Origin of the sequence: Nesterenkonia halotolerans (assembly GCF_014874065.1) — a bacterium.
In the GTDB taxonomy this organism is placed as follows: Bacteria; Actinomycetota; Actinomycetes; order Actinomycetales; family Micrococcaceae; genus Nesterenkonia; species Nesterenkonia halotolerans.
The window spans coordinates 519,712-536,160 of record NZ_JADBEE010000002.1 but is presented as its reverse complement, the minus strand read 5'-3'; the positions used below and the strand labels follow the sequence as shown (position 1 = coordinate 536,160).

The following is a 16,449-nucleotide window of genomic DNA, read 5'->3' as shown; positions in this document are numbered from 1 at the left end:
TCGTGCTCCCCTACCTGATGATGCTCCTGGTGGTGGTCTTCTACGCCGGCAATATCCTGATCGGGGAATCCCTCAACAGTCTTCCGCCGCTGACCATCGCGTTCTGCCGTCTGGTCATCGCCTTCCTCTGCCTCGCGCCCTTGGCGGGCAAGGCCGCCTGGCGGGCACGGGAAGTCTTCCGTGCCCAGTGGAAGCCGTTGCTGCTGCTGACCCTCACAGGTGTCGCCTTCTTCAACACGTTCATCTATGGCGCTCTGCAGTTCACCTCCTCCACCAACGTCTCAGTCCTGGAGTCCCTGATCCCCGCGCTGACTCTGGCGTTGAGCGCGCTGCTCCTCCGGGAGAGGCTTCGCTCTGTCCAGTGGTGGGGAGTCGCACTGTCCCTCTCCGGCGCTCTCTGGGTCATCACCGATGGTCAGCTTCTGCGGCTTGCGGAGCTCTCGTGGAACGTGGGCGACGGCATCATGGTCGGGGCCATCATCTCCTGGTCGTTGTACTCCCTCGCGGTGACGCGGTACCTGCACCTGTTCCCCACCTTCAGCGTCGTCCTCGTCATGACGGGGCTGGGGGCTCTCGTGCTGACACCTTTGGTCGCCGTGGAGTGGATGGTGCTGGGCGTCCCCGCACTCACGCTGGCCGAGCACGTTCCGGGACTGGTCTACCTGGGAGTGTTCCCGAGCGTGGTGGCGCTGTTGTTCTACAACCGGGCGGTGCAGCGTCTGGGGGCCGCTCGAGCGTCCGTCTTTCTGAACTTCCTGCCGGTGGTGACCATGGCGGGGGCAGTCCTGTGGCTAGGCGCCGAGCTCACGGCCGCAAAGATCATCGGGGCGCTCGTGGTTATTCTCGGAGTGCTGCTGGCCACTCGCGTCGGCAGGACAGGAGAGATGAGCTAGCACCTGCCAGCTGACGGCTGCCTCCTTCGATCCAGGCCGGCGCATCCTACCGGTGGGCGCGATCCTCGCCGGCGGACTCCGCACGCAGCCGAGCGATCTCGTCCTCGAGGTGATGACGGTGGTCTTCGAACCCCGCCAGAGTGCGTGCCTCGCTCGCACGTAACCGGGCCTCGGTGGCGTCGAGGGTGCGGTTGATTTGAATGGTGCGCTCGTCGATGCGCCGGAACATCGCCGTGGTGCGGGCGGGCCTGACGCTTGCTTCCAAGTCCGTGAGTCTTCCCCGAATGCCGGAGGCAACGTGGGTCATCGCGGCCAGGGTCAGGATCACCAGCGCCGAGAAGAGGCCGAAGCTCACGATCGCGGCGACGGCGGCGAAGACCCACAGCTGCAACAGCACGGCGATCAGCGTGACCAGCAGGGAGACCCCGTAGAGCGCAATCAGGGCGAGTTGTTCTTTGGAGAGTCCGCGAGTCATAGAGCCAGTGTCTCCCGATCTGGTGTGGTCTGGGGCTGCTCGGCCAGCTGGCCGATGAGGTCTGCGTACGCCGTCCAGGCGTACTTCTGGGCGAACGCCACCCCGCGTGCGGCCTGCGCCTCAAACAGCTCTTCCTCGGCGCTGTAGCGTCGAATCAGGGGCTGCACGGCATCTGCCTCCGCGTAGAGGGCGGCGCCCCGGTAGGTGGTTTCAAAGGCCGAAGGGAGGATCACCACGCTGCCACTCGCCATCGCTTCCAGGACAGCCCGCTCGGGCTGGCTGGGTGGGGTCTGCGCGTAGTGGACGAAGAAGTCCACCCCTCGGTAGAACCCTGAACGGGAGGCGTCGACGGATTCGAAGACCACCCAGTTCGCGGGGAGATGCCGCACGCCCAGGGCACGCTGCGCCGCTGCCGGGTCCCCGTAGAGGCGAACATCGGTCGCCTCATTGGCGGGCCAGCGCAGAAGCGTCTCTGCGGCGTGGGTAGGCCAGTCTTCGCGGGTGACTCCGGCCCAGCGGCCTATGACAGGACGGCGAGAGGCCAGGCTACGGCGCTTGCGTGAGGCACCGGGGACGAAGGGACTGGCGTAGGTGAGCGCGCTGAGGTCCTCAACCGGCAGAAGCTGTTCCAGCGAGCTGCGGACCCTGGCCCTGCTCGGCACCCACTGGGCACGTCGTCCGAAGTAGGTCTCGGCGTGCCGGGCGCATTCGGCTGGCAGGTATTTAACCTTGGAGCTGGCGTCGCGGGGTGCCGCTTCGGCCACCACGGCCACCCGATCCGGGGTGAATGCTGTGGATCCGGCCGGCATGAATTGGAGCAGCTCGGGATTGCGCACCAGCAGCAGTCCCACCTCGTGGAAGTCTTCATCCGCGAGCACCAGCTGCACCTGTCCGGTGGAGATGAGCTCCTCGATCGGGGCGCAGTGCGTTCTGGAGTAGCGAGCAAGATGCAGGGCGTTGTCCAGGTGGAGCACTCCCACGCGCAGACCGGCCTGCAGCAGCTGGTGGATCTCTTCCAGAGCGCTGATCTGCTCGGGGCCATATTCACACCAGTCTGCAGCGATCACGACGTCGAGCTTGGGGCCGGGCGCCGGGGGTTCGGTGAAGCGCGGCGGGACATGGACCGGGGCCACGTCCCCGCCGGTGAGCCGGAGCTGCTCGGGGGTGGCCCGGGCATGCCAGGTCTTATAGGCGCTCCAGAACGCGCGCCGGGCGGGGTGCTGCCAACCCGGGCGGAAATCGGCCCGGGAGAGGGAGTCGGGCAGGATCCGCATGAAGATGAGCGGCTCTTTGATCAGCCCCACAGGCTTGCGCGCGTAGGCGGCCAGTCGGTTCCGCAGCTCGTTATCAGCAGCCTTGCGGGCCGGCAGGTAACCGCCGAGCTCGCGCAGCAGCTGGGTGGGCGCCATGAGCGTGGGGGCGCTGGGGATATACGGCAGGTAGCCGCGGCGGATGCGCACCAGATCCTCGGTCATGTTCACCGTGTAGACCTGATTGCCGGGCTGGTCCGGGTGCTGCACCAGGTCCCGGACCTGCTTTTCGATTCGCTGCGGATGGGACCAGTCATCGGCGTCCTGGCCGGTGACGTACTGCCCGCGCGCCTGGGTGATCCCGATGTTGCGTGCGGCATAGGTCCCGCCGTTGGTCTCCAACCGGATCACACGCACCCGCTGGTCCAGGGTCTCGAGCTCATCGAGCATCGGCGCATAGTCCGCCGGGGAGGCGTCATCGAGGATGAGCAGCTCCAGGTTCTGCCAGGTCTGCTCCAGGATGGACCGCGCTGACTGCAGCACATCCTCACGCTCGGGCTGGAAGGCCGTCATGATCACGGTGACCAAAGGATCCCCGGGCTCCTCCCCCACACCGTGCGCGTCAGCCTCCGGGACGGAGGTGAGCCGGTTGAAGGGGATCCCGTCGCCGGGGCGCAGCGAGACCGGAGCCAGGTCGTAGTCGTCGAACTGCCTGTTGAACCGTTCCAGCCAGCGCTGGAGCGGCAGTCCGTGACTGCCGCGCAGGAAGGGGCTTCGGGAGTCGGTGACCAGGTAGTCGAAATGGAAAGACCGCACCTCGGGGTGATCAGCGAACAGCTTCTCGAGCTCGTCGAAGCGGTCCTGTTCGAAGAGCAGCTCGGCCTCGAGCTTGAGCAGCTGCCGCCGGTTGGTCGGCCAGTCAGCGCGCCGGTGGTTGATCAGCTGCAGCGCGGCCGTGGCGAATTCTGTGTCGGTGGGTTCGGTGTTCTGCAGTGCGCAGACTCCAGCCAGCCGGGCGAGCCAGTCCGCGCTCAGCGAGTAGCTGGAGACGGAGCCCTCGAGCACCTTCCGAACGATCTCCGCGTACCCCAAGGTGCCTTGGGAGGCGCCCGAGGCGAGGATCTCGCGCATGTGCACCGAGGCGCCGCGCAGGGCGGTGCTCTCAAGCTCCGCGATGCGCCCTGCTCCGCGGGAGATGTATCCCTGGATCATGCCGGCGCGCCAGAGGTCCTCGGTGCTGCTCATCTGTGCCCTCTCATCTGCTGCCCCTACAGCTGCGTTACGTCCCGCAGCACTCTACGCGGTCCAGTCCTCCAGCATTGTGAGGCCTCGGTCAATGGTCTCGACGAAGCGTCCCCGGCTTGGCGGTTCGTGGAACGGCGCCGCGGAATACTCCTCGAACCTGACTCGCTGCGCGTTCGGGCCGCCCTGGACGGAGTCTTTGAAGGGGAGGTAGTGCTTCGCGTAGTGGTGCTCGTCGCGGACATTCTGCACGACCAGTGCACGGTTCCGAACCGGCCCAGAGTAGGTCTGGACGGCGGACACCCGGCTGCCGAGCGCAGAAAGCCACTTGCGGCGAGACTTTCCTCTGTCTTCGAGAGCCGGCCGGACGCGACGAATGTAGTTGGCCTGCGCCTTCCAGTGGTACCTGTTCAGGGCGGTCTGCGCGTTGAACGCGATCGCAAGAGTCCCAGGGAGATGTGGTGCCACCTGAAGAGCTGCGAAGCCCCCTCCGGAGGATCCGACCAAGACGATCTGTTCGGCACCGGCTGCTTGCGCCGCCTTGGTGATGACCTCCCCCAGTAGCGGATAGAGTTCCATTCCCTCCCACCCGAGATACCAGCCGAGCAGCAACTTGGAATCCACGCTCAGGGTCGGGTCGGACAAGAACAGGCAGGAGTACTCAGCTCGCTCGTCCAGCGTGCGGAGCCACTCGAAACGGGGCAGGTGGTGGCGTCCGTTCAGCATCGCCCCGTGAAAGACGACGACGAGCGCGCGGCTGCCCTTGTTGAGCATCAACGCGTCCAGGCTCCCGCGGTCGTCCAGGGGGACGGAGTAGCGAAGAGCACCCCGTTGGGGGTTGAACACCAGCTCATCAGCGGATTCAACTCGCACCACCGGGACGGAGATGCCGCCTCGGTCTGGGGCGGCTATGGGTTCAGGGTTCATGATCGGAGATAAGTATGCCACCGAAGAATGGCAGCGCCGCAGGGTTAGAGGAGCTGCTGAAGACTCTCGACGCTGGCGATGCCCTGTTCCCGGCACCAGGTGTCCCATCCTGGGACCTCGGTCCACGCGGAAACGAAGACGAAGTCAAGGCCCGCCTGCGAGGAGGCCTGGTGATCATAGGTGCTGTCGCCCAGGAACAGCGCGGAACCAGAAATGTTGCCACGTCCCATCTCTCTGGCGAGGATCTCGTCTTTGGTATCGGGACTGCCGAAGATCCCCCCGTCGAAATGGCTGCTGATGCCTCGAGCGTGGAAGATCTCTCGGAGCTCCTCTTGATCACCGCCGGAGACGATGAGCCACCGGGACTCCCGAGTCACCTGCCGCAGTTGATCCAGCCCAGGTGCGATCTCGCAGGCCATGAGGCCCGCTCGAACCTCGGTGGCGTAGGCGTCAAGGAGGGAATCCAGTCCGGGCCCCTGGCGGCCGTCCACCATCTCCTCGAGAAACAGCGCGAACTTCTTGTATCGCGAGATCCCACCATGGCTCACGTGGTAATCCACCAGGCGCTGCGCCGCAGCTTCCCCGTAGGGCAGCGCTGCCTCGTAAAAGGCCCGCGTCTTGACCCGGTTGGAGTCGAGGACGACCCCATCGCAGTCAAAGACCAGCGTCTGGTACCGCGAGGGATCCACCGACGCACTCACAGCTGCACAAGGCCCTTCTGCAGGAGCGTCTCCCCCACAATGAAGTCTTCGTTCCAGTCAATGTCGTGGCTGACCAGCTTGTCCAGGGGGTACAGGTAGGGGCGCTCCCCGATGCGGTCGTCCAGGTCCCGGTACACCTCGGCAGGCGCCAAGAACACTCCGCTGTTGACCTCGTGGACGGGTTCCAGTGTCTGGGTGCGTGGCCACTTCTCCACGGTTCTGTCGTAGTTCATGGGACGCTCGTGCTGCCAGAGGAAGCCATGGATCTCTGTGGTGGTCATCAAAGAGTCGTATCCAGCGATGAGTTGGTCCTGATATGCCGCGATGATCATGTCGTACTGCGCCGCACTGATGAACGGGCTGGTGACGTGCGTCCAGAGAATATGACCCTTCCCGATGAGCTCCAGGGCGTGGGCCACCAGCTGATCGGTGCTGGTCTCGCTGGAGGAGAGCTTTTCAGCACGGCGGTGCACCCTGAGCTTGGGATCATCCAGAGTGGCTGCGTAAGCGAGGATCTCTTCGTCGTTGGTGGAGAGAACCACCTCGTCCACACCCTCGCTGGCGAAGAGCTGCTTGAGCTTGATCTCGATCAGCCCATGCTGCACATCGGCGAAGGGTTTGATGTTCTTTCGCGGAACCCGCTGGCTGCCGGCCCGGCAAGGGAGAAACGCAGTGACGCGCTCGCTCATGAAATCATCCCGTAGACGCTCTTCTGGACGTCCACGTCATACTTGGTCGGGGTGATCGAGGTGAGCTGCACAGCGCCTCCCTCCTCGGTGTACCGGCGCACCACGTGGTTCATCTCCTCGTTGCGGGCATCCTCCCCAGGGTATCCGTCGAATCCGGCGAGATAGAGGCCCTTCGCTTTGCCGCTCGCGATCACGGCGAACGCATAGGCCATCACCAGCGACGTCGGCGCGACGCAGTGCGTGTCACCGAAGCTGAAAGTGTCGGATTGGACGCGGAGTCCAAAGTCCAAAACTTCTTTCTCCCCCAACGCGTCCTTGGCATCGCGAGGCAACATCGAATACGGCGCAATGAGCGGTTGCGGCAGCCGCACATGCTGCTCGGCGTCGGCCAGCAGCCGGATGGGGTGCGACGCCACCCGGACATCGATCAGATCTGAGGACACTGAGGTCTGCGTGTTGAGCGCGACGACGAGCGGCTTGTGCTCCTTGATGAAGGACTCGAGCGCAAGCTGGTGGTCCGCGACGCCGGGGCCTGTTCCGAGCAGCAGGACGTCGCGATCCTTGAAGAGACTCTGCGGGCTCCAGCTGCCCTGCGCCTCCTCGCCGTAGAACTGTCGAGCGGCATCCATGGTCTGGACATCGAACTTGGCTCCACCTTCAACGCGAAGGTGCTCGATCACGGAGAGGACATCTTCCTCGTCGTACCGGGCATCATTGAGCATGAACTGGATGTAGGTCGGGTGGATGCTGTACTTCCCGGCCAGATAGTAGAAGGGGTTGGTTCCCCAGCCGTAGTGGGCCTGCATCGGCTTGAAGTGCTTGCGCAGCAGGTTCATCAGCGGCACGAAGTTGGCCGACTTGTCGCGGCGGGCGGCCATTTCGATGGCCAGCTCTTCGGTGCGGGCATTGCCCGGGCCGCGGCCCATGCCGGTAACCGTCGAATCTATCCACTCGACGCCCTCGTCCATTGCTCGCAGCGAGTTGGACAGGGCCAGCCCCATATTGTCGTGGGTGTGGATACCCATGGGACCGGACCACTCGGTGCGAATCCACTGAATGATCTGAGCGGCCTGATCTGGGGACATGCCACCGAAGCTGTCGGCGAAGTAGAGGACGTCGAGTGGGTGCTGGGCGGCGGTGCGTGCGAGACGTTTGATGTCCTCTTCGCTGCGGTCAGCGACCTGCATGAGGTTGAAACCGACCTTATAGCCACGGTCCTTCAGCCAGTTCGTGGCGGGGACGGCGGCTTCAAACTCGTGGACGTGGCAAGCCACACGAACGAGCTCCACCGGAGAGTCTGCGGCAGATACGGGGAAGAGCCGTTCCAGCGCTTCGACCTGGGGCATAGTTTTGCCGGTCAGCTCGCCTCCGTTAACCATGACGCCGATCATGATGGAGTCAGGCAGGGGCAATCCGCGGAGGAAGTCGTCGGTGGTAAACGCGCAGGGCCCTTGATAACCAGAGTCCTTGAGCGTTCGGAATCCAAGTTCCAACACATCCACGCCTGCAGCTGGCAGTGCGCTCAGGTAGTCAAGGATGAGCTCCCGGGAGAAGTCCCAGAAGTTGTAGTAGCCACCATCTCTGAAAGTACAGTCGAGGAACATTTTGGCAATCTCCAACCCACTCATCAACGTCAAGGATCCGTACAGAACCTAGCACGGTGACTACTCCACGGTCAGTTCGCGTCCGCCTGTAGAGTGTTAACGAGGCGAATCTCCGGCAAATAGGAAGACGTATGAGCATTCAATCAAGCGGTGTAAAAGTCTGCGATCTTAGGAACGGTCGTATCGAATTCAACCCCGGCGTGGTCGAGAGTCTTCACAGTGAGGATCTCGTCTACGTGACAGTCACAGACGCCAGGGACGTCGCCCACGAGGTCACCACGAACGCAGTGAACAACACAGTGCACCTAGGCATTGCGACGCAGGTACATCCCATTAGAAGCTTGCGCGTGTCGCGGTCGAGTGGGGACCAAGTTCTCTTCGAGGCCCAGAACCTCTTCCCCTCAACAGATCAAGAGTTCGAGGCTCAATTCAAATCTCACCGAGATCGAAGCGGGGATCGCTATGTCGACTACTTTGTCGCCAGCCAGATATTCAATCACTTCACCGGCGAAGAGGGTTACCGAATTTCTGCGGCGGTGGCGGCAGCGTACAAGGCCATCGAGATCCTAGATGATTCATACTTGGCAGATGCAGAGAATATGCTTGTGACTTCTCTCTCCGTAATACCTAACGTGAAACTCGAGCGTAGTACCAGGAACAACCGTGAACATCTTCATATCTCAGTTCTCTGCGCGCTTTACCATGTCCATCTTGCGCGCGGCAACTCAGATGAGTTTCTTCGAAAACTGCAAACGCTCAGGGGACTGCTCAAGGAGCACTCTTTCGAGTCCTACTACAACCTTGCTTACAACGGCGCCTTGTCGCTTAGGCTCTTCACGCTACTCCAGCTGCTCGCGGAAAAGCGTCCCGATGCGCGACGCACCTCGACGTTGAGTTTCCAAATCTTCAAGTTGGCTGCCCGCGACGCTGACGAGAACCTCGCTCACTTTAAAGAGCTGCGGGCAGTGCACGACAACGCCTACGAGAGCATGCGCATTGCCCGAAGAGTCAAGGAAGTCAACGACTCACTCGTCGACAAGACACTGAGGGGATGCCTACGTGTCTCCGCAAACGAGCATCCGCAAAGCTACGACAAGATGAGGAAGACCTTCTTGGAAAGCAGCAAGGCGTTAGCTCGCCTCTGAACCAAAGAGTCTTCGCTCACCGCCACGTGCCGCGTGTGTCGATCACCGTCTTTCCGGCCAACACTTCAGGAGCCACGCGCTTGAAGTCGTCATGGTCTACCAGCAGCACCACCACATCTGCCTGGGCCAAGGCCGCGTCCAGACTGGTCAGGGCGACGTTGCTGAAGCCTTGCAGGGCGCGGGGGAGCTCTTCGACGTGGGGCTCCACCGCGAGGATCTCCGCACCCGGAGCGCGCTGGGCGAGCTTCTCCGCGATGCGCAGCGAGGGCGACTCACGCAGGTCATCGATGTTGGCCTTGAACGCCAGGCCCAGCAGCGCCACCGTCGGGTTCTCCCCGGCGGCCTCGAGGGCCTGTTCGATCCGGCCCAGGACCCATTCGGGCTTGGCATCATTGGTCTGCCGGGCGGTGCGGATCAGGTTGGCCTGCTCCGGTGCGGCGTCGACGATGAACCAGGGATCCACTGCGATGCAGTGCCCACCCACACCGGGACCTGGCTGCAGGATGTTCACCCGCGGGTGGTGATTGGCCAGCTCGATGAGCTCCCACACGTCGATGCCCAGCTTGTGGCTGATCACGGAGAGCTCATTGGCGAAGGCGATGTTGACATCGCGGAAGCTGTTCTCGGTGAGTTTCGCCATCTCCGCGGTCCGCGCGTCGGTGAGCAGAAACTCCCCGGTGCAGAACGCCGAATAAAGGTCACGGGCCGCCTCGGCGGCGCGCCGGGTGAGTCCGCCGATGATCCGGTCGTTGGTGATCATCTCGTCCATGATCTTGCCCGGGAGCACCCGTTCGGGGCAGTGCGCGACCAGGATGTCCTCGGCGGTGAGGTCCGGGCGTGCGCTGAGGATGCGGGCTGCCATGTGTTCGGTGGCCCCGGGAGGGGAGGTGGATTCCAGGATGATCAGCTCCCCACCGGTGAGCTTCGTGGCGATCCCGTCGGCGGCGGCCTCGATGTAGCTCAGATCTGCCGAGTGGGTGTCGGTGAAGGGGGTGGGGACCGCGACGATGTAGGCGTCGGCGGTGGGGGTCTGCGTGGTCGCGGTGAGGGTGCCGCTGTTCACGGCGCGTTCGAGGACTTCGCGCAGTCCGGGTTCCACGAAGGGGACCTCGCCGTTGTTCACCGCGGCGACGTTGCGTTCGGAGACGTCCATGCCGATCGTTCTCACGCCGTGATCTGCCAGGATGGCCGCGGTGGGCAGTCCGATGTAGCCGAGCCCGATTACCCCAACGATACCTGTCTTCTCAATCAAAACTAGACTTCTCCCAGTCATTCTTACACATACGAAATCGCATTAAAAACTACCGTCTATCAAATAATAGTGAAATAGGGAAGTGGCATCAAAAATATAACACACTTAAAGTGTAGTCGCCAAATTCGTTAGAACCGCATTTCGATCTCCTTCTAAAGCCCCAACGTGTGCTCTAATCTCTCGAGCCCTGTGACCGCTACTACGAACCTGGCAATTGACGATCTGATTCTCGAAAGACGTCTGTGGGGTCGAAGGATCAAGTCTGTGCGACTCAGCAAACTCCAAATTCTGCGTGAAACCCTTTGTGGAAATCATTAGCTCCTCAAACAGGTCCACATTAAAATCGATCTTCTCGCGAAAACCTCGAGTCTTACCGTTGAGCATGTTCAGGGTTTCATATTTAAGGCCTTTGGAAGTCTTGATGTGGTCATAAATCCCGGCACCACCCCTATGCCTTGCCAGCGCCCAAAAACGAGTTTTGGGCGTACCACTCAGCAAGATCGGCGTGTGAAGTGCGGAACCCTCTATAGACAGAACATGCTCCGCGGAAGACAGCTCGTGCAGTTGCTCACGGACGGAAAGCTCTTGTGGACGAATAACTTCAAAACCATGCGCAGTAGCTATTGCGTCCAACCTAGAGTCACCCCCCACAGAGAGCACCTCATCCCCACCGTCTACAACACCAGAACGAGAAAGAAACACTTTCTTTCCTTCAATCATATCGCTCTGAGGAAAAGAACCTAAAATACCCAAGTACTCCGGAATACAATAATCTCCGATTGACAATCCAGGGTAAGGGAAAATGACTTCTTTGAAAAAGGTGGGCTGGTTCAAAATGATCTCGGGATTAGCTAGTCCGATAATCTCCAGGACTTCCCGATGCCATGGCTTGAACGACTTGCCACACCACACGACTGGAATGTCAGGATTCTCGAGTGCATACCAGCAACGAGCAAGACCTTCCGTTATGAAGTGTCCCCAGGAACTGTGAGGGAAACCCATGTAGATGACTCGATCGTGCGGGGACTCTGTTCCAGGAACAGGCTTCTCTCTAAAAAAGTAGTTAGGTCTCCCCATGGAAAATTCCATGGCCTCAGGAATAGGAGCCTCACGTTCCCAAGCTCCGATATAGCCACTTCCAGAAATCCGCTGTCCTGAGACAGACACCGCGAGTAGCGGCGAGATTGTTACATTCTTCCGTATGCTTCCTCGTAGATTAGAAGACCGATGGAACACCTCCACCGGAGTCTCGCCACGTAGCTCTAATGCCGCGATCTTTACTGAGGGCCCCAACTTAATCCCACGCTTTCCACCCGGTAGCGCCTCAAAGAAGGTAGCCCACAGTGAATCAGCACGCTGCTGGTCGTAGTAAACAGTGAGGTCCCTGTCCCTCTCAACGAGCACACTAGTGAAATCCTCCTTCGGATTCGGATTCCGAAAGTTCACGTAGCATGACTGTTGCACTCCCCAGTCTGAAGGTCTCACATTGAAGGTCTGTAACGAACCTAGCCGATTCAGACTAATTGATCCAGAAGTATGCTTCCAGACCCCTTCGCTTTTCTGCTCGAGTAGCCGAACAACTAGCTGGTCATTACCTACCCAGGCGCCCAGGTCAATCGCCAAACGACTGGGCGTCACAACGGTTCGGTCGTCTAGCAGGTCACCCGATTTTTTATCCCTAATCTGAACTCGGATCTCGTTGGAACCGAGGCCACTTGTGTCAGCCAGTATCACTCGCAATACAGCCCACGTCTCGTCCAGTATGAACTCATGCCCAGTAGAGCTGGGGATGGTTGTACCTACCACTTGCTCGCCCCCCTTGTGGTGGAGGGCTTGCGTAATGCCGCGTAAACACTCGAATAGATTGCGACATTCGATTCCCACGAGCGTTCCGAACGGATCCACTTCGCGCCTTGCTCTCCCATTCGTGCCCTCTCTCCTGGCGCATCTAGGAGATCTTCCAAGACAGATCTAAGCGACTGAGCGTCGTCGGCACGAAAAGTGCGAGCCGCTCCACCCGAGTCTTCCGCAATTTCAGCCAACGCTGCCACATCCGACATCACCACTGCCCTCCCAGTCGAAAATGCTTCGAATGGCTTGAGCGGGGTCACTAGTTCGGTTACGGTCGTTCGGCGACGAGGTACCACGAAAATATCAATCGTGTGGTAGTAGGAGAGGATGTCTTCATGCGGGACCCTTCCCGTGAACACAACATCCTTTATGTTCCTCGACTCGACATAGCGCCTGAGCGAATTGAGGTGAGGGCCATCTCCGACAATAACTAAACTCGTTTGAGATTTTTGTGAGAGCATTGAAAATGCGTTTATTAGAGTTTCTATTCCCTCGTACTCGACAATAGAAGAAATATACCCAATCACAGTAGACTCTGAACTTATACCTAAATTGCTCTTGAGGCCTCTTGATGATATTTCTACCGGAAACTCTTTTGGATCTACCGCATTCCTAGCAAGCGAAATTTTGTCGCTTTTGATCATGCCAGGACTCTCAGAAAGAATAAAGTCCTGCATGGTCTTCGCCAAAGTAATCACTCGATCCGCACGCTCTCGGACTCGCCGCTCGGTGTCTCGACGAAGACTATAGAGCTCGGGCGCGCCGTACATTCGAATAATGTGGTCTGTATTTTCCCAATTCTGGGCCCGGGCAATTCGCGACAGCCAAGTCTCTTCCCAGAAGCCACGCGACTCATAAACGACAGGAACGCCGGTAGCCTCTCCAACGCATGTAGCCAGCACGCCGTTCACAAAATCGGAATGAGCATGGATGACGCTGGGCTTTTCTCGCTTCACAAGGTCGAAAAGGTGCTTAGAATTTTCTTTCATCCAGGAAGCTCTGGGCGCCTTATTCTTAGGCAGCCCAGGAAAAATTACTGTCGAAACTCCTGCGTGTTCTCGCCGTTGAGTTTCTAAAATATCTATATCAAAGTTTCCACCGCCTTGCACCGCTACAACACTCTTAATCCCCGCGTTTGCCAATGCCTCAGTAGTGTACTTCGTTCGGAGAGTATAACCGGTTTGCCGCTCCGGGAGCGACTTCCCGACCATATGTAATACCGGACCATTCGGGTCGTATGCATCTATAGTGTCGAGCTTATCGAGCACACTCCATGGGTCCTTTTGAAAATCAAGCTCTTCTCGCAATAAATTGCGTGCAACTTCGTCTTTACTGTTCCTACTTTTTATAACAATCTCATCCAGCGTTGACACGGCATGCTGCAAGTACCCCGTCCTGCGCGCATGCCAGAATACTTTTCTAAGTTGTGATGTTGTGAGGTCACCGTATAGATCTAGACGCCGTACGATCTCTTTCACTTCAAGGAAATGGCCCCCTTCGAGAAGAGCGGCACAGGCTTCCAGCGCGTCTTTCTTGTTCATCAAGGCACTCAGAGGCGTGTCGTTGTAAAGTGCTTGACGAACCGGCAACAGCCAAACGTGAGCATCTCTCGCAGTGGGACGGGACTTGTACCCGGGTTCCACAACTTTGCCGTGTTTGTGTACGCCCGGCTCAGCCTTGTTCGTCACGGCGGGATTGAACTCTAGGCCTCGAAGTGTCACTGACCCTTGGCCCACTGTGCGGACCGAAACCGCCAGATGAGTCGTTTGGGACGTCGATACAAACAACACTCTGTCCAGGTTGCTAACCAGTGTCCTATTGACCAATGCCCCGGTCACGTTGAATTCGTGGATGGCAAGCTGCGCTCGGACGCCGTCAAGGCTGTGCGCGTTCAGAGATGCAGTATAAGCGGACCCTGACAGCACGCTGACGCCCCTCCCCCTCGGGAGTTTTTCCAGGTCGCTCGTAGTCGCGTTCAACACGGTATGCAGTGTGAACTTCGAGTCTTTATTCACAACCAGGTTGCCAGAGGAGTCCAGATAGACGATGACACCTTGGTTATTGCCGATATTCCAGCGATTGCCCCACTCGGGGTCAGCGACAAACCCTGGAATTGGCAAGTTCTCGAGCATCTTCATTTGCTCTCCCGCTCCTCTGATGAGCTCTATTGATTGTCTTTACGAGTCCTGGCTTAGCTTACGACATATCTGAACGTCGGACCGTCTGCGCGCGGCAGAATGCTGGATATCGCTTGGACTGTCTCAATGTGGCGGCGTAATCGGGGTCGGAGAATCCCAAGTTGAGCGCACGTAATCACCCGCTGGGTGTTCTAAAGTTATTTCTAAAATTGAACAAATCTTTCTAAAATCATTACAAGGACGACGTACATAATAGTTTAAAATTTTTCTAAAGCTCGCCTAAGTATGTATTGGCCGTAATCCGTTTTCGATTGCCCTCTTCCCGATTGCTCAAAGTGTTGATCAGATATCCAACCCTTCTCCCAGCCGATCTCCTCTAGGCACGCCACCTTTAAGCCTTGACGCTTTTCTATAGCAGCGACGTATTGTCCTGCCTCGAGGAGGCTCTCGTGAGTCCCGGTGTCAAGCCAGGCGAAACCCCGCCCGAGTTTCTCGACTGTCAGAGTTCCGCGTTCCAGGTAAACCGTGTTGACACTGGTAATCTCAAGCTCCCCCCGCGCCGATGGTCTCACCTGCTTGGCGATGTCAACCACATCGTTGTCATAGAAGTAGAGACCGGTTACCGCATACGGTGATTTCGGATGCGCAGGCTTCTCCTGGATGGATAGTGCATGGCCGTCCTGGTCGAACTCCACGACGCCGAAACGCTCGGGGTCCTTGACTAGGTACCCGAATACTGTGGCACCCGAGGGTCGCTCGGATGCCCGACTGAGCTGTTCCGAGAAATGCTGTCCATGGAAGATGTTGTCGCCCAACACCAGACAAACAGGATCGGCCCCGATGAAGTCCTCCCCGATCAGGAAAGCTTGTGCGAGACCGTCTGGCGCAGGCTGTTCGGCGTACTGAAGGTTGATACCGAAGTCCTCCCCGTCTCCGAGCAGCCGTCGGTACTGTGGCAGGTCCTCAGGCGTGGAAATTATCAGTATCTCTTTGATGCCTGCGAGCATCAGAACCGAGAGGGGGTGATAAATCATCGGCTTGTCGTATACGGGCAGCAACTGCTTAGAGACGCCCCTTGTCACTGGGTGGAGTCTCGTCCCGGAGCCTCCCGCTAAAATTATGCCTTTTCTCGCCATGTCGATCGGACTCTCCCGTATCTTGCCGAACCGTTTATATCGGACACACTCTACTTGGGACAGTGAGGTTCGACGACCCTAGCGGTCGGTGTGGAAGTCATCCGTCCGTACTATGGTGAGTCTCATGAGCACACTGTTGGTAACCGGCGGAGCCGGCTTTATTGGGTCTAGCTTCGTCCGCTACGCGATTGAGCACACGACCCACAACATCGTCGTACTGGACAAGCTGACCTACGCAAGTGACAAGGCGTCGCTTGATGGACTTCCTTCGGAACGCGTCGAGCTCGTTGTAGGAGACATCAGCGATGCGTCTTTGGTCGACGAACTCACCGCCAAAGCTGACGCTGTCGTCCACTATGCCGCAGAGACGCACAACGACAACTCATTACTTGACCCCTCACCTTTCCTGGAAACCAACCTCGTCGGCACGTTCACGCTCCTAGAGGCAGCGCGTCGACATCGGACTCGCTTCCACCACATTTCAACTGACGAAGTGTACGGGGACCTGGAACTGGATGATCCCGCCAAGTTCACCGCAGAGACCCCCTATAACCCGTCGTCGCCCTACTCTGCGACGAAAGCGGGTTCGGATCTGCTGGTCCGCGCTTGGGTCAGGTCCTTTGGTCTCGAAGCTACGATCTCGAACTGTTCCAACAACTACGGACCTCGCCAGCATGTCGAGAAGTTCATCCCACGCCAGATCACCAACGTGATCGACCGGGTGCGTCCGCGTCTGTATGGAAAGGGAGAGAACGTTCGGGATTGGATCCACGCCGACGACCACTCGGCAGCAGTTCTTGCCATCCTCGAACGTGGCCGAACGGGAGAGACTTACTTGATCGGCGCCGACGGGGAGAAGAACAACCTCGAGGTCATTCAGACAATTCTCCGCGAGATGGGGGAATCGGCCGACGCCTATGATCACGTCAAGGACCGGCCAGGACACGACCTGCGCTACGCGATCGATTCCAGCAAGCTCCGGGACGAGCTGGGGTGGACGCCTCAGTTCACGGACTTTACCGCCGGCTTGAGAGACACGATCACCTGGTACCGCGAGAACGAACAGTGGTGGCGTGGCCAAAAGGCTGACGCCGAAGCCAAGTACTCCGCCTCCGGCCACTGACCCCCAGCTCCACGAAAGAAGGC

General features: G+C 59.3%; 13 protein-coding genes. 3 read left to right on the top strand and 10 right to left on the bottom strand.

Annotated features, from left to right (window positions below; genetic code table 11):
• Window positions 1-2: 2 nt before the first annotated feature.
• On the top strand, window positions 3-893 hold the full coding sequence (locus H4W26_RS12715; protein WP_318779884.1) for a DMT family transporter: 891 nt from the start codon (window positions 3-5) through the stop codon (window positions 891-893).
• Window positions 894-939: 46 nt separating this feature from the next.
• On the opposite strand, the gene H4W26_RS12710 is transcribed toward H4W26_RS12715, so the two are convergent.
• Genes H4W26_RS12710 through H4W26_RS12685 form a run of 6 tightly spaced genes read right to left on the bottom strand, consistent with a single transcriptional unit; the run spans window position 940 to window position 7,796 of the window.
• Entirely contained in the window at window positions 940-1,368 is a 429-nt protein-coding gene (locus tag H4W26_RS12710) for a hypothetical protein (protein WP_192592570.1), read from the bottom strand.
• Window positions 1,365-3,863 (bottom strand): glycosyltransferase family 2 protein, encoded by a 2,499-nt coding sequence (locus tag H4W26_RS12705; protein WP_192592569.1) that lies wholly within the window; start codon window positions 3,861-3,863, stop codon window positions 1,365-1,367. Before H4W26_RS12705 ends, H4W26_RS12710 begins: the two co-directional genes overlap by 4 nt.
• Window positions 3,864-3,914: 51 nt before the next feature.
• Window positions 3,915-4,787 (bottom strand): ACP S-malonyltransferase, encoded by an 873-nt coding sequence (locus tag H4W26_RS12700; RefSeq protein ID WP_192592568.1) that lies wholly within the window; start codon window positions 4,785-4,787, stop codon window positions 3,915-3,917.
• A gap of 44 nt (window positions 4,788-4,831) precedes the next feature.
• On the bottom strand, window positions 4,832-5,488 hold the full coding sequence (locus tag H4W26_RS12695; protein WP_318779883.1) for an HAD family hydrolase: 657 nt from the start codon (window positions 5,486-5,488) through the stop codon (window positions 4,832-4,834).
• Entirely contained in the window at window positions 5,485-6,177 is a 693-nt protein-coding gene (locus tag H4W26_RS12690; RefSeq protein WP_192592567.1) for an acylneuraminate cytidylyltransferase family protein, read from the bottom strand. Before H4W26_RS12690 ends, H4W26_RS12695 begins: the two co-directional genes overlap by 4 nt.
• Window positions 6,174-7,796, bottom strand: coding sequence for an aldolase catalytic domain-containing protein (locus H4W26_RS12685; protein WP_225940020.1), 1,623 nt, complete (start codon window positions 7,794-7,796; stop codon window positions 6,174-6,176). Before H4W26_RS12685 ends, H4W26_RS12690 begins: the two co-directional genes overlap by 4 nt.
• Before the next feature lie 116 nt (window positions 7,797-7,912).
• On the opposite strand from H4W26_RS12685, the gene H4W26_RS12680 reads away from it, so the two are divergent.
• The gene (locus tag H4W26_RS12680; protein ID WP_192592565.1) at window positions 7,913-8,926 is read left to right on the top strand and encodes a hypothetical protein; all 1,014 of its coding nucleotides are present in this window, start codon (window positions 7,913-7,915) and stop codon (window positions 8,924-8,926) included.
• 16 nt (window positions 8,927-8,942) lie between these two features.
• On the opposite strand, the gene wecC is transcribed toward H4W26_RS12680, so the two are convergent.
• From wecC to rfbA, 4 genes are all read right to left on the bottom strand, one after another.
• Window positions 8,943-10,199 (bottom strand): UDP-N-acetyl-D-mannosamine dehydrogenase, encoded by a 1,257-nt coding sequence (wecC, locus tag H4W26_RS12675; RefSeq protein ID WP_192592564.1) that lies wholly within the window; start codon window positions 10,197-10,199, stop codon window positions 8,943-8,945.
• Window positions 10,200-10,283: 84 nt separating this feature from the next.
• Window positions 10,284-11,582 carry a glycosyltransferase 61 family protein gene (locus H4W26_RS12670; protein WP_192592563.1) on the bottom strand — a complete coding sequence of 433 codons (1,299 nt, stop codon included), beginning with the start codon at window positions 11,580-11,582 and terminating at the stop codon, window positions 10,284-10,286.
• 395 nt (window positions 11,583-11,977) lie between these two features.
• Entirely contained in the window at window positions 11,978-14,167 is a 2,190-nt protein-coding gene (locus H4W26_RS12665) for a glycosyltransferase (protein WP_192592562.1), read from the bottom strand.
• A gap of 257 nt (window positions 14,168-14,424) precedes the next feature.
• Window positions 14,425-15,303 carry a glucose-1-phosphate thymidylyltransferase RfbA gene (gene rfbA / locus H4W26_RS12660; protein WP_192592561.1) on the bottom strand — a complete coding sequence of 293 codons (879 nt, stop codon included), beginning with the start codon at window positions 15,301-15,303 and terminating at the stop codon, window positions 14,425-14,427.
• 124 nt (window positions 15,304-15,427) lie between these two features.
• On the opposite strand from rfbA, the gene rfbB reads away from it, so the two are divergent.
• On the top strand, window positions 15,428-16,426 hold the full coding sequence (gene rfbB, locus H4W26_RS12655; protein WP_192592560.1) for a dTDP-glucose 4,6-dehydratase: 999 nt from the start codon (window positions 15,428-15,430) through the stop codon (window positions 16,424-16,426).
• Window positions 16,427-16,449: the final 23 nt, after the last annotated feature.

Bases quoted from the DNA above. Each gene is read 5' to 3' on its own strand.
- H4W26_RS12710 (WP_192592570.1), bottom strand. From the start codon at position 1,368: ATGACTCGCGGACTCTCCAAAGAACAACTCGCCCTGATTGCGCTCTAC.
- H4W26_RS12705 (WP_192592569.1), bottom strand. From the start codon at position 3,863: ATGAGCAGCACCGAGGACCTCTGGCGCGCCGGCATGATCCAGGGATAC.
- H4W26_RS12700 (WP_192592568.1), bottom strand. From the start codon at position 4,787: ATGAACCCTGAACCCATAGCCGCCCCAGACCGAGGCGGCATCTCCGTC.
- H4W26_RS12690 (WP_192592567.1), bottom strand. From the start codon at position 6,177: ATGAGCGAGCGCGTCACTGCGTTTCTCCCTTGCCGGGCCGGCAGCCAG.
- H4W26_RS12680 (WP_192592565.1), top strand. From the start codon at position 7,913: ATGAGCATTCAATCAAGCGGTGTAAAAGTCTGCGATCTTAGGAACGGT.
- wecC (WP_192592564.1), bottom strand. From the start codon at position 10,199: ATGACTGGGAGAAGTCTAGTTTTGATTGAGAAGACAGGTATCGTTGGG.
- H4W26_RS12665 (WP_192592562.1), bottom strand. From the start codon at position 14,167: ATGAAGATGCTCGAGAACTTGCCAATTCCAGGGTTTGTCGCTGACCCC.
- rfbA (WP_192592561.1), bottom strand. From the start codon at position 15,303: ATGGCGAGAAAAGGCATAATTTTAGCGGGAGGCTCCGGGACGAGACTC.
- rfbB (WP_192592560.1), top strand. From the start codon at position 15,428: ATGAGCACACTGTTGGTAACCGGCGGAGCCGGCTTTATTGGGTCTAGC.